The organism is Morganella sp. TYF_1, assembly GCF_043105645.1.
Classification (GTDB): Bacteria; Pseudomonadota; Gammaproteobacteria; order Enterobacterales; family Enterobacteriaceae; genus Morganella; species Morganella morganii_B.
The window spans coordinates 307,199-320,363 of record NZ_JBICLU010000025.1; the positions used below are offsets into that span (position 1 = coordinate 307,199).

General features: G+C 44.6%; 11 protein-coding genes. 5 read left to right on the forward strand and 6 right to left on the reverse strand.

All coding sequences use genetic code 11. The annotated features are described in order from the left end of the window. Positions 1–43: 43 nt before the first annotated feature. Together ACF8OF_RS13185 and ACF8OF_RS13190 are read right to left on the reverse strand one after the other, a co-directional pair. Complete coding sequence (locus ACF8OF_RS13185; protein ID WP_392496903.1) at positions 44–556, reverse strand: phage major tail tube protein; 513 nt, start codon at positions 554–556, stop codon at positions 44–46. Positions 557–559: 3 nt separating this feature from the next. Further along, positions 560–1,750, reverse strand: coding sequence for a phage tail sheath subtilisin-like domain-containing protein (locus tag ACF8OF_RS13190; protein WP_392496904.1), 1,191 nt, complete (start codon positions 1,748–1,750; stop codon positions 560–562). 149 nt (positions 1,751–1,899) lie between these two features. Between ACF8OF_RS13190 and ACF8OF_RS13195 the strand changes: the two genes are divergently transcribed. Genes ACF8OF_RS13195 through ACF8OF_RS13205 form a run of 3 tightly spaced genes read left to right on the forward strand, consistent with a single transcriptional unit; the run spans position 1,900 to position 3,599 of the window. Continuing rightward, complete coding sequence (locus tag ACF8OF_RS13195; RefSeq protein ID WP_392496906.1) at positions 1,900–3,024, forward strand: phage late control D family protein; 1,125 nt, start codon at positions 1,900–1,902, stop codon at positions 3,022–3,024. A 50-nt stretch (positions 3,025–3,074) separates the two neighbouring features. Further along, positions 3,075–3,335 carry an ogr/Delta-like zinc finger family protein gene (locus ACF8OF_RS13200; RefSeq protein WP_064483143.1) on the forward strand — a complete coding sequence of 87 codons (261 nt, stop codon included), beginning with the start codon at positions 3,075–3,077 and terminating at the stop codon, positions 3,333–3,335. A gap of 15 nt (positions 3,336–3,350) precedes the next feature. After that, on the forward strand, positions 3,351–3,599 hold the full coding sequence (locus tag ACF8OF_RS13205; protein WP_392496908.1) for a hypothetical protein: 249 nt from the start codon (positions 3,351–3,353) through the stop codon (positions 3,597–3,599). A 144-nt stretch (positions 3,600–3,743) separates the two neighbouring features. Here ACF8OF_RS13205 and arsC read toward each other — a convergent pair whose 3' ends face one another. Genes arsC through ACF8OF_RS13220 form a run of 3 tightly spaced genes read right to left on the reverse strand, consistent with a single transcriptional unit; the run spans position 3,744 to position 5,836 of the window. Next, positions 3,744–4,169: a glutaredoxin-dependent arsenate reductase gene (arsC, locus tag ACF8OF_RS13210; RefSeq protein ID WP_004911718.1), complete on the reverse strand. Its 426-nt coding sequence runs from the start codon at positions 4,167–4,169 to the stop codon at positions 3,744–3,746. Positions 4,170–4,181: 12 nt separating this feature from the next. Further along, positions 4,182–5,471, reverse strand: a complete 1,290-nt coding sequence (locus tag ACF8OF_RS13215; protein ID WP_004911723.1) for an arsenic transporter — start codon at positions 5,469–5,471, stop codon at positions 4,182–4,184. A gap of 44 nt (positions 5,472–5,515) precedes the next feature. Further along, positions 5,516–5,836, reverse strand: a complete 321-nt coding sequence (locus tag ACF8OF_RS13220; RefSeq protein WP_392496910.1) for a transcriptional regulator — start codon at positions 5,834–5,836, stop codon at positions 5,516–5,518. Positions 5,837–5,921: 85 nt separating this feature from the next. On the opposite strand from ACF8OF_RS13220, the gene arsH reads away from it, so the two are divergent. Together arsH and ACF8OF_RS13230 are read left to right on the forward strand one after the other, a co-directional pair. Beyond that, on the forward strand, positions 5,922–6,620 hold the full coding sequence (arsH, locus tag ACF8OF_RS13225) for an arsenical resistance protein ArsH (RefSeq protein WP_272515206.1): 699 nt from the start codon (positions 5,922–5,924) through the stop codon (positions 6,618–6,620). Positions 6,621–7,356: 736 nt separating this feature from the next. Then, on the forward strand, positions 7,357–11,391 hold the full coding sequence (locus tag ACF8OF_RS13230) for an NACHT domain-containing protein (protein WP_392496911.1): 4,035 nt from the start codon (positions 7,357–7,359) through the stop codon (positions 11,389–11,391). Between the two features lie 111 nt (positions 11,392–11,502). Here the strand turns inward: ACF8OF_RS13230 and pyk are convergent, their stop codons facing one another. Then, the gene (pyk, locus tag ACF8OF_RS13235) at positions 11,503–12,945 is read right to left on the reverse strand and encodes a pyruvate kinase (RefSeq protein ID WP_392496912.1); all 1,443 of its coding nucleotides are present in this window, start codon (positions 12,943–12,945) and stop codon (positions 11,503–11,505) included. Between the last annotated feature and the right edge of the window lie 220 nt (positions 12,946–13,165).

Sequence of the window (13,165 nt, forward strand, 5' to 3'; positions counted from 1 at the left end):
TAAGCGTTGTAGTCAGCGCCACGGCGTGACGCTGCGGGTAGAATTAATGGCCGATATTGGCGCGGTGTTCCTCAAGGCGATCAACGCCGTTAACGATCCATTTCATGTTGATTAAATCCAGCTCGAAAATGTCCTCACCATCAGCAGTAATTTTGATGTAGGTATTTTTCAGGGTGTATTTATGCTGGGTATTGTCACCGGCTTTTGCTGTGCCCTGGTCAAGTTCGTTAAAACGTCCGCGTGTCTGGATCTCATACGCGGTTGTCTCACCGGTGGCATCGTCATAATAGGAACCGGCAAAACGGAATTGCAGGCTGTCAATTGTGCCGCCCCACTGTTTGATGAGTTCAATGTTTAAGCCACCCATTGCAACGTCCATGTCGAGCGCCCCGGCATCAAAGCCGAGATTGACCGCCACGGCACCGAGCATTCCGCCACCCTGATAATCTTCGGTTTTCATCGTCAGTTTAGGCGGCGTGACCTCTTCTACTTGTCCAAGGTAGGTCTGACCGTTAATAAACAGGTCGAACATAAAGAGTTTTTTAGGCATTCCCATGATTTACGCTCCTGAACCTAACTGATTGAATACCGCAAAATATTCATCGGTAAAGGTCTGCTCAAGGCCGAGGCGCTCAAGAGGCGGCACCGGCGTATATTTATATTTGATGATCGCGTGACCATCACGTAACTGTGTTGACGGGTTGTCGGCAGGGTCATACCAGCAGCGGAAGCCGAGTAAGCGCCCCTGGGTAACCAGCTGATCCCCTTTCTTCTGAATGCCGTCGATAATGTCTTTAATCAGAGACAGGGTGAGCGTTTTATCAACGTATGAGAAATGGGATTCCGCGACCATGTCTGCCAGTATTTGCGCAGTGCGGGTGTAGACCTCAAAGAAATAAATCTCTTCGTCACACGTCCGGTTGCCCCAGAAGCGGAACCCCATGTTTTTTATCAGGGTGGTGATGCCTTTTTCGTTCAGGTCGTTTGCATCGGTGTCTTTATCCTGTAGCGACCAGTACACATCCGCAGACATGCCGAGAACGCCGTTAACCGGCACGTTGGATAATGATTTGTGCCAGCCCTGTTCATCGTCGATACGGGCACGCAAACCGGCCGCCACCGCTGGCGCGGGAATGACTTCATTTTTACCGGCTTCGCTGTTGTAGCCAATCCAGTCCGGGTAAAGCACCATCACTTCACGCTGACTGAAATCACTGCGGTACTCCTTCGCTTCGGCAATAGTGGTGCAGCCGTTGGCGGACACATAAGCGAATGCGCGCAACTTCTCAGCAAAAATAGCCATTTGCAGCGCCACAGGCTTTGTGTCCAGTTCCGGGGCGATCAGAATGCGCGGTTGCTCGTCTGTTTTGGCTTTTGCCGTCAGAAGCGCATACAGGCCGGTATAACGGCCATCGGCACCATTGCCGCCGATAACAAGCTGATCCTGAGTTTTGGCCGCCTCGCCCTCTTTGGGCTGGATATTGGCCGCATCTGCTACGCGGATAACAATCACTTTCGGGCTGCACTGGTCAGAAATGGCTTTCAGGGTTTTATACAGGGTGCCGGTTTTACCTGCTTTCCCGAGCACTGAACGGATACGAGTTACAAGTACGGGGGTATCAAGCGGAAACTGTTCCGCATCAGCATCATCACCCGTGCAGACAACACCGATTACAGAGGTGTTTATATCGCGGATCAGGGTGGGGAGTTTGGTTGTCTCTTTGACTTCCACGCCGTGATGATAAGTCATAATTCAGCCTCACAAAAAAAGAAGTAACGCTATTGTCATGATAAAACCCTGCTAAATCATGTGCTTTCACTTGTGATATCCGTGTGACAAGCAAAAGCGGTACAGCCACGCGCGCGCGATGTGGGAAAGTGTCCGCATAAGGGGGGCGCATGTTCGAACAATATTTTGATCCGGAACTGGTAAAGCAACCGGCCTTTGATATCACTATCGGCGGAAAGCAGGTGTTAAGCCTGAATGGGCGTATGATGGGACTGACTCTGACGGACAACCGGGGCTTTGAGGCTGACACACTGGAAATCACCATTGATGATACTGACGGGAAAATAGAGCTGCCGCCGCGCGGGGTTGAGGTCAGTGTCGCTATCGGCTGGCGTGGTGAACCTCTGACGCATAAAGGTATTTTTACCGTGGATGAGGTTAGTCACTCCGGGCCGCCTGACCAGTTAATTGTTACAGCCCGGTCTGCGGACTTCCGGCAGGACTTCAACGTTAAGCGCGAATACAGCTGGCACGATATCAAAGTCGGTAAGGTGGTCAGCGCTATCGCTGGTCGCTACAACCTGACACCGGCAGTCAGCCGCCAGCTGATTGATATTGAAATAGACCACGCCGACCAGACCAATGAAAGCGATATCAGCTTTCTGTCACGCATGGCTGAAATGCTGGGCGCCATTGCCACTATCAAAAACGGGAATCTGCTGTTTATCATCCCGAACCGGGGGCTGTCAGCCAGTGGCAAGCCGATACCGGAAATCGTGATCACCCGTGACAGCGGCGATAAGCACAGCTTTCGCGTGGCTGACCGGGACGCTTACACCGGCGTAAAGGCGAACTGGCTGGATCTCAACTTCGGGAAAAAACCGGAAACCAGCGTGAAGCGGAAGAAACGTAAAAGTAAAAAGCCAAAAAAAGAAAAGAAAGAAAAATCAAGTAGTAAAGAGGGTGAATATCTGGAAGGGGCAGAGGGTAACGTTTTTGTTATGCGTCAGACCTTTAAAACCGAGACAGCGGCAAAGCGGGCGGCAGCGGCAAAGTGGCTGAAACTGCAACGCGGGGCGGCGGAGTTTTCTATCACGCTGGTGCGTGGCCGGGCAGACCTGTTTCCGGAAATGCCCGCCACGGTAAGCGGCTTTAAATCGGTGATTGATAATCACAAATGGATTATTGCCCGGGTGGTGCATCAGATAGGTGAGGGCGGTTTTCAGACACAGCTTGAATTAGAGCTGAAAATAGATAATGACAATATGGTGGATGGTGATAATTCAGACAACTAATTTAACGTGATATAATTGGAACAGGCAAACCCCCGAACCAAGGTTTTACAATGGCGTTTAATTGTCCAAAATGCGGCGCCGCATCCTGGACTCGCACCAGCGAGCCGGTAACTGAAGAAACGAAACGCAGCTATCACCAGTGTCAAAATATACTGTGTGGCTGTACTTTTACTACCCTGACCAGCGTTGAACGGTATTTAACAAAGCCAGCCCCGCAGCCACTGCCGACAGGATTTCGCCTGCCGGAGAATGCATTTCCGAAAAGCCATTACGGCGAAAATCAATTGGATATGTTCTCAGGAAGCATATAACAGGGAGTCAGAATTATGTTTATTGAAGACAATGGAACACGATATGAAATTATCAGAGGGAGTGATATTGTCAGAGACGGAATGTACCTTGAACTGAGGTTGCCGGATACATCCCCTGTAGAGCAATTAGCAGAGATATTTTATTCAGATGTGACTCATGAATTTTCTATCAGTATTTTTGCGGATAATTTGCTGTTATCGATTATTGAAATATTTATAGCGGAAGCCAAAATTTTACTTCCGCTAAAAAAGCCTCCTAATTGAGGTGTATACTATTAATATGTACTGGCTCAGACCTGATTTGACAGTTTTCATTGGCAGTACACCATCAAGTCTGACAGTCTGCTTTGAGCGAAAAGCGGACGCCCGCATAGCGGAACAGGCGTCCGATATTTTGAAGTGGGTAGATTACTTAACCCGCTTCCCCGTCTCGTCAATGACCTTCTCGCCATCCTCTTTGGTAAACGCTCCTTTCTGACCTTCCGGTAGAATATCCAACACTATTTCTGAAGGGCGGCAAAGACGAGTGCCAAGCGGCGTAACGACTACTGGCCGATTAATCAGGATCGGATGTTGAAGCATAAAATCAATCAACTGCTCATCACTAAATTTCTCTTCATCAAGACCCAGATGTTCATAAGGGTCAATATTCTTACGCAGTAATTCACGCACCGTAATTCCCATATCTGAAATAAGTTTAATCAGCTCATCACGGGTCGGTGGCGTATCGAGATAATAAATTATCGTTGGTTCGTTGCCGCTGTTACGGATCATCTCTAGCGTGTTGCGAGAAGTACCGCAGGCAGGGTTGTGATAGATGGTAATGTTGCTCATATCTGTATCTCATTACAAAGTGATGGAGAGCCGCAACGCCAGCGCGGCCAAAGTGACCAACAGCACCGGAAGAGTCATGATAATGCCGGTGCGGAAGTAATATCCCCAGGTAATCGTTATATTTTTCTGGGCAAGCACATGCAGCCAAAGCAGGGTTGCCAAACTGCCAATCGGGGTGATTTTCGGGCCTAAGTCGCAGCCGATCACGTTGGCATAAATCATCGCCTCTTTGACGACGCCAGTCGCCGTACTACCATCAATCGACAGCGCGCCAATCAGCACTGTCGGCATATTGTTCATCATCGACGACAGGAGCGCGGTCAGGAAACCGGTGCCAAACGTTGCTGCCCATAATCCCTTTTCTGCCAGCAGGTTTAATACACCAGACAGATACTCCGTTAACCCTGCATTGCGGAGCCCATAAACCACCAGATACATGCCCAGCGAAAAAATAACGATCTGCCATGGCGCACCGCGCAGGACTTTTCCGGTGTTGATGGCATGACCTCTTTTCGCCACTATAAACAGTACTGCTGCGCCAGTAGTCGCTATCGCGCTGACCGGGATCCCCATAGGCTCCAAAACAAAGAAACCTACAAGCAGCAATAACAGGACAATCCAGCCCACCCTGAACGTTGCCGGATCTTTTATCACACTGGCAGGAGTCTTCAGTAGCGAAACGTCATACGTCGCCGGAATGTCCCTGCGGAAAAAGAGATGCAGCATGACCAGCGTGGCCGCAATCGCTGCCACATCTACGGGGATCATAACGGAGGCATACTGAGTAAAGCCCAGATCGAAAAAGTCCGCCGAGACGATATTCACCAAGTTAGAAACAATGAGCGGTAGGCTGGCCGTATCTGCTATAAATCCTGCGGCCATCACAAAGGCTAGTGTTGTGCTCTTGCTGAATCCCATTGCAAGCAACATTGCAATCACAATTGGTGTCAGGATCAGCGCGGCGCCGTCATTGGCGAACAAAGCAGCGACAGCGGCACCGAGCAACACTATCCAGGTAAACAGCAGGCGACCACGCCCGTTACCCAAGCGGGAGACGTGCAGTGCGGTCCACTCAAAGAAGCCGGCCTCATCGAGCAGCAGGCTGATGATAATGACCGCAATAAATGCCGCTGTCGCGTTCCAGACGATATTCCAGACAACGGGAATATCAGTGATATGAATGACACCAGTTACCAGCGCCAGCATAGCCCCGATACTCGCACTCCAGCCAATGCTCAAGCCTCTGGGTTGCCAGATCACTAGTATCAGCGTCAGTAAAAATATACTCCCTGCCAAAAGCATCTCAGACTCCTTTATATATGATTATGTACATGTGTTTTCTTTTCTTAACAGGAGGTGCAGGCTGATTTATCCAGCCATTCACGCACATCCTCTCGCATACACTGCCAGGACGTTGTGATTGTCTCAGCTGCCCATGCCGGTATGTGGGGTGACAGACGATAGTGGATCCATTTGCCTTCACGACGATCTAGAACCAACCCAGCCTCGCGAAGAATAGCCATATGTCGCGAGACTTTGGGCTGCGATTCGGAAATGGTTGCGCAGATATCACAGACGCATAGTTCTCCCGACTCCTGGAGAATCATGACGATGGCGAGCCGGGTTTCATCCGACAGGATTTTGAAAAGCTGAATAGGTTGTAGCATTTTTCACTCCGTTTCCTTTAGAATATACATATGGTAAATCATATGTGTTAAATTTGAAATCATCTGATATCTCCGGAGTAGAAAAATGGAACATTTTCCAGCTCTAAATAGTGAATACTTTGATCAACACATCGCCGAGCGCCTGCACATGCACGAGCCGCCGCGGATTCTGATCCTATATGGCTCAGTTAGAGAGCGCTCCTACAGCCGCTTTGCTGCGGAAGAAGCTGGTCGTCTGCTGACAGCGATGGGCGCAAAGGTAAAACTCTTTAACCCCTCAGGTTTACCCCTGCCGGATGATGCGCCAGATACGCATCCTAAAGTCACCGAGCTGCGCGGTCTGGTCAGATGGTGTGACGGGATGGTGTGGAGTTCTCCGGAACGGCACGGTGCTATGAGCGCAGTTATGAAGGCGCAGATTGACTGGATACCCTTAAGTGAAGGCGCGGTTCGTCCTTCGCAGGGCAAAACACTTGCGGTAATGCAGGTCTGCGGCGGTTCACAGTCCTTCAATGCTGTGAACCAGATGCGTATTCTGGGTCGCTGGATGCGGATGTTTACGATCCCCAACCAGTCCTCTGTAGCCAAGGCATGGCAAGAGTTCGACGATAACGGACGAATGAAACCTTCTTCATGGTATGACCGCATCGCCGATGTAGCCGAGGAGCTGTTTAAAGTCACGCTGCTGCTTAAGGGACAAACCGATTATCTTGCAGATCGTTACAGCGAGCGAAAGGAGAGCCATCAGGAGCTTTCATCCCGTGTAAATCAGGACAAAATATAACTTATGTTTTTCGTGAATCCATACTGACTGAGCTTAATAACGTCCGCTATTGGCACAGAGCTGCCTGTCAAATTAGGTGTAGATCTGTGTCACAACTGTGTACTCAAAGCCAAGTGGCGCTTATAAGTTCTTACTTGCCTCAATGGGCGTTTGCTTGGAAAATAAAACCCCTCAGAAGAGGGGTTGGATTACATAAAAATATCAAATGTGGTCGCGATGTGGACATCGCAGGGAACAAATCCTTTTGTTTCATATGATTAGCTTGCTAACAAACAGCCCTGAGACGGGGCAATTCTTTGTTCCTAATCACATTGGTGATTTTTAATATAATTCCGGATAGTTTATTCGTATTTCCTCATCGTTTTCAGTGTGTTAATTGTCAGCCTGTAACCCAGAGTAATACAATATTGCTCCACCCGCCGGTTTCCTGACAAACAGGTCGGGCTCAATGGCAAAGTATGCACGGTATTTACCTATCCGGATATATGTCACGCACCTCACTACATCTGAAAATTCGGGTGATATATAACGATAATATTTACAATCAGTTATATTTCAATGCATTGCATATGGCATAGTCATTATTCCCTAACGGTATTAACTACATGGTTTCATATAGTGGATATCAACTCGCCTTTTTTTCGGAATAACTATGGTAATATCGAAGAATTGACAGGGACCGGTAATAAAGATAAGCCGGTATTTAAGTAGATGACATGCTTATTACATTGCAACCATGAATAAATATTTTTACCTTGAACGTACGCTAATTGCACAGAATAGTGGCCATGTATTCACTGAGCGTGAGTTACTGGAAAATTTTCGGTATATAGTTGTGCTGGCAGAGCCGGGTGCTGGTAAAACAGAATTGATGGCGAGTTTGGCGCGTAAGCTCAGTGTTCGTCCATTGAGTGCATCAGTATTAATGTATAATGATGCTACCAGTGCTGACAATGGTCCCTTGGTAGTTGATGCAGTTGATGAAATTGCGACAATTGAAAAATCAGGAATTTATAGATTATTGGGAGCTGTTTACAAGCTAAAACCTACGTTAGTGATTATGTCGAGTCGTTCCAGTGAATGGGAGCAAGCTTCGACAACTGCTTTTGAGCAATTTTTAGGTTCAACCCCGGAGATTGTTCGTCTTAATGAGTTTAGTTCAGATGAACAACGACAACTTTTTGAAAATTATACAGGTAGTGCTGACTTTAGTTTATTTCAGGAAGAAATTTATCGTTTTAATCTGGGGATGCTATTACCGAACCCTCAATTTTTGAAATTATTTTCTGATGCTTATTTTGAAAGTAATAAGCATTTTACAGACAAAAAATCTATCTTTAGTATGGCGGTTGAACGATTAGCGAAAGAGGCGAATAGTAACATTTTAAAAATTTCAAATACTCTTCAGATATCAAAAAAAATATCATTATCATCAGAGGTTTTTACTAAATTACTATTATCCGGAGCTGAAGGTGTCAATACATCTGAAGCAACAGAAAATCGTTTGTATCCTGCATTATCATCACTGGTTGATGACGATAATGTACATAAGGTTCTATCAACCAGATTATTTATGCCAGGTGCTGATGAAAATCAACACCGACCTGTTCATAAAATTGTTGCTGAATATTGCGCTGCCAGCTACTTAGTCAGCAGAATAGCCACACTGGAAAAACCCTTGAAGTTATCAGAATGTTTATCTTTGATTGCCCCTAATGGTGTATCAAGAGATGAGCTCAGAGGGCTTCTTGGATGGATGGCTACGCTGGGAAATAAAATAATTCAGGAAGCCATTATCGATCTTGATGCCTACGCTGTTCTGGCTAACGGAGATCCTTCTCAGCTCGAGAGTTCTTCCAAGAGACAGCTTATTCACAAGTTAAAACAGCTTGAAGATTCTGATCCTTATTTCCGAAGAGGTGATTATTTTCGTCGATTTAGCGTTTCAGATTTTTTTACACCAGATATTCTGGATGAAGTTAAATCTATTTTACTTAATCACAAAGATGGGCATTTACATGACTTACTTCTTGATTTATTAGTAGATTCACCTCTAACTGCTGATTTGGTAACAGAACTAACACAGATCGTAGTAAGTAATAGTGAAACTGAATATACAAGAATGTCAGCATTAGATTGTTTGGTTAACACCAAAGATTATAACTTACTTGATCTTTTTGGTATTTTAATTTTTGAATCCAGTAATATATCATTATCTATGATATCAACTCTTATAGAGAAAATAGGTGTTCACGAAGTAGGTTTTAAAAGTATTTGTGGATATTTAAGAGTATGTGCTCACCTTTACCCGGATCATAAAACAAGATATGACGGTGAGTTAGGGAAGCGTTATTTTATTAGGCGTTTAATTTCACTTTTCCCTGCTGATTTTCTTGAGAACTTGCTTAATGAATTAACAGCTAAACTAGCTTGTACCTGTGGGAGTGAATCATACAATTGTGATTGCCGCAATGGAATAAGTAAAATTATCGGTATGATAATGGATCGTTACTTTGAATTAATTCCGGCCCCTTATGACCCGATACAAGTCTGGAATTGGGTGAAAAATCTTCATTATCATGAACGCATCCTGACTAAAGACAGTAAAGCTGTATATGTTTTACAGACAGATACGGCATTAAGACAAGGCATATTGACTCATGTTTTTTCTAAGATTACTGATCAAAAAGAAATATGGAATTTGAAAGTTCATTATTTTAGTTCGGGATTTCAATCTCATTCTGGATTAATTATCTTAAAAGATGATATTTTGTTTATATTATCAATGGCATTTAATATTAATAATGCGGAATTATGGAGAGGCTTTATTGTTAGCCATCCACGATATAAAAATGATGATTTAAATGAAGTTAAATCTATTCGACATATGCTGAGACAGCAAGCATTGGCTAAACCAGAATTTATGCGTCATTGGGCATGTTTTAATAAGATATTTAAGGCTGGTAAGATGGATAGCTTTAAATACGATATTAAATTTAGAAGAAAAAGAAAAAAGCATGAGAAAAGGAAGAATGAAATAAATAGACGAGGTATTGAATTTATTAATAATAATCTACCATTGATTGTTAGTGGCCGGCATCTTGGGTGTCTGGAAAGATTTTCTGAATTAATTCTGTTTTATCCTGAAAAAATAAAGGAAGAGGTCGGTAATGAAAAATTAATCACACAGGCATTAACGAACTGTATTGATTATATTTCATCTATTACACCTACTTTACAAGAAATTGCTAAATTAAGGTGTGCGTCAAAACGATCTTCACTAGAATTAATATGGTTTGCAGCTTGTTTAGTTATTTTTCGTAATCAAGGGAACCTTGATGGTGTTCCAGGAAATATATTATTTGCACTACAAGCTACTTTTAATTGTCACTACAAAGCTGTGTCAAGCGAAGAGTACGATAGATTGAAAAAAGAGGTCGCAGAGGTTTTATTTATTAAATGTGATTCTAAAATTCAGTTTATTTGTAATTATATAGAGCCGCAATTGTCTGAAAAATTTGAGCGTACTAATATTGAAATCCTTCAAACTTATGACATTTTTTCTGAATTACAAGGTAAGTTGTCAATAAAATGGCTTTTGGAATTCAAAGGCCTTCCAATAAATTTAATAGACAGGATTTTTGAAATAGCAGTTAATCATGGCTGCAAAGATCAATTAAAAAAAATAATTAGACAGTATGCGTATGATTCAGAGCAAAAATGGATAAAAACATCAACAAATGAACAAGTAAAGTCAGAATTGTATTTTTGGATACTCAGAGAGTTTTGTTTTTTTGAGAAAATCCAGAATTCTCATTGGGATTTTTTCGCGAAAGATAAAAATAACTTACTGAGATTGCATCATAAAATTGGACGAATAAACCAAAATGAGTTTCAGGGATGGCCTAAACTGACATCTGACAAAGTTGAAAAAGTATTAGACGCATTCTATGAGCAATGGCCGGTTGTAGAATTACCAAGCTCATGGGGAACAGATAGCCCTAAAGGGGAAATAGCATATCGGTTTTTAACAGATTTAATATGGAGTATTAATTCTGATAATCCAGATAATGCCATACCTGTACTGGTGAGATTACTTAATGATAAACGGTTTCTAAATTCCCGGAGTGAGCTACAAAGTATACTAGCATCTCAACGCAGAAAAAAATTACTACTCGATTTTAAACCACCATCTGCTAGAGAAGTGGTGAGCTACTTAGACAAAAATGAAGTTATTAGTGTAGAGGGGATCAGAAAGGTAGTGCTACAGGAATTAACCAATTTTCAAAAATCAATTGATGGTGGTGAATTCAATTCAGCAGATCGTTTTTATGAAAATGGAGTACGTTTAGATGAAGTAAAATCAACAGAGATTATTGCTGAGAGACTTAGTTTGAAACTTGAACATAAAAACATAACTGTAACATTGGAACATCAACTAAAATCACATAATCGAAGTGACTTTACAGCATCCGGAATTGTAAATGGAAGAAAACGGTTGTTGGTTACAGAAGTAAAAGGGCAGTGGCATCGAGAATTATACACGGCTGCTGAAAAGCAATTGTATGAACGTTATTCAATTCACCCGGCAGCAGAACAACAAGGTATTTTTTTAGTTCTCTGGTTTGGTAAAAATGAGAAAGTAGCAGGAAAAATACATCATAAGATCAAAACAGCAACTGAATTGAAAATAAAAATTGAATCTGAATTGCCTTATGAATTACGTGGTCTTATCGATATTTTTGTCTTGGATATTTCAAAGGAAATTTAGTATTTCTTGCCGATACCGAAATTAAGCTATTGGATAGCGCAAGTTACAATACAAGACATTAAAAAAACCGCCCATCATCAGACAGGCGGTTTCAGTTTTATCTGAAGCAAATTATTTCACTTCAAGAATACGACTGGTATTGGTGCTGCCGACCAGACCCATCTGGTCGCCCTGGGTGACCATCACCAGGTCACCAGTGCAGAGATAGCCTTTTTCTTTCAGGCGGCTGATTGCTTCGGTGACTGCAGCCAGGCCGTCGGTGTGGGTGCTGCAGAATACCGGGGTGACACCACGGTACAGTGAGCACTGGTTCAGGGTTTTTTCATGACGGGACATGGCGAAAATCGGCAGGCCAGAGCTGATGCGGGACATCATACGCGCGGTACGGCCGGATTCAGTCATGGCAATAATCGCTTTTACGCCGTTGAGGTGGTTGGCGGCGTACATGGTGGACATTGCAATCGCTTCTTCCGGGTTGTCGAAGGTCATGTCCAGACGGTGTTTGGAGATATTCACATTCGGCATTTTTTCTGCGCCGAGGCAAACCCGCGCCATCGCTTCCACGGTTTCAGCAGGGTACTGACCGGCAGCGGTTTCTGCAGAGAGCATTACGGCATCGGTGCCATCAAGTACGGCGTTTGCCACGTCCATCACTTCCGCACGGGTCGGCATCGGGTTAGTGATCATGGATTCCATCATCTGGGTCGCTGTGATCACGACACGATTCAGTTGACGGCTGCGACGAATCAGCTTTTTCTGGACGCCGACCAGCTCCGGATCGCCGATTTCAACACCGAGGTCACCACGCGCGACCATTACCACATCGGATGCGAGAATGATTTCATCCATCACCTGATCAGTGGCGACCGCTTCGGCACGTTCGACTTTGGAGACAATCATCGCCTCACAACCGGCGTCACGGGCGAGGCGGCGGGCATAGTGCAGATCTTCCGCACTGCGCGGGAAGGAGACCGCAAGGTAATCAACATTAATACGGGCTGCGGTTTTGATATCTTCTTTATCTTTTTCTGTCAGTGCATCGGCAGATAACCCGCCACCGAGTTTGTTGATACCCTTATTATTAGACAGCAAACCACCGACAGTCACTTCGGTCATGATTTTAGTGCCTTTGACATCCAGTACTTTCAGCTGCACACGGCCATCATCGAGTAACAGAATGTCATTCGTCACCACATCTTCCGGCAGCTTTTTATAGTCGATCCCGACGTGCTCATTGGTGCCTTCGCCTTTGCCCAGCTCTGCATCCAGAATAAATTTATCGCCGACATTCAGCAGAACTTTATTGTCTTTAAAGGTGGAGACACGGATTTTCGGCCCCTGGAGATCACCCAGAATAGCCACCTGCACGCCGAGGCGGGCAGCGATTTCACGGACTTTATTCGCACGTTCAACGTGATCGTCCGGGCTGCCGTGAGAAAAGTTCATACGAACCACATTAGCACCGGCACGGATGATTTTTTCAAGGTTGTTATCGCGATCGGTGGCGGGGCCCAGGGTCGTTACGATTTTCGTTCTTCTGAGGCGTATTGACATAAATTACTCCGTTGACCTGAATAAGGTGAAATGGTGTTGATAAAAAACTCCCCGCCGGAAAATCGCTTCCGCCGGGACAGTGTAAAATCGATTCACTCCTGTCTGATTATCGCGTATTTAAAATTAAAATCGAGTCAGCAAACGCAAAACAGTGAGTCAGACGTTATCCTACCATCCGTTATATGACTAATTCGTGATGATCATTACACCCGGCAGCAGG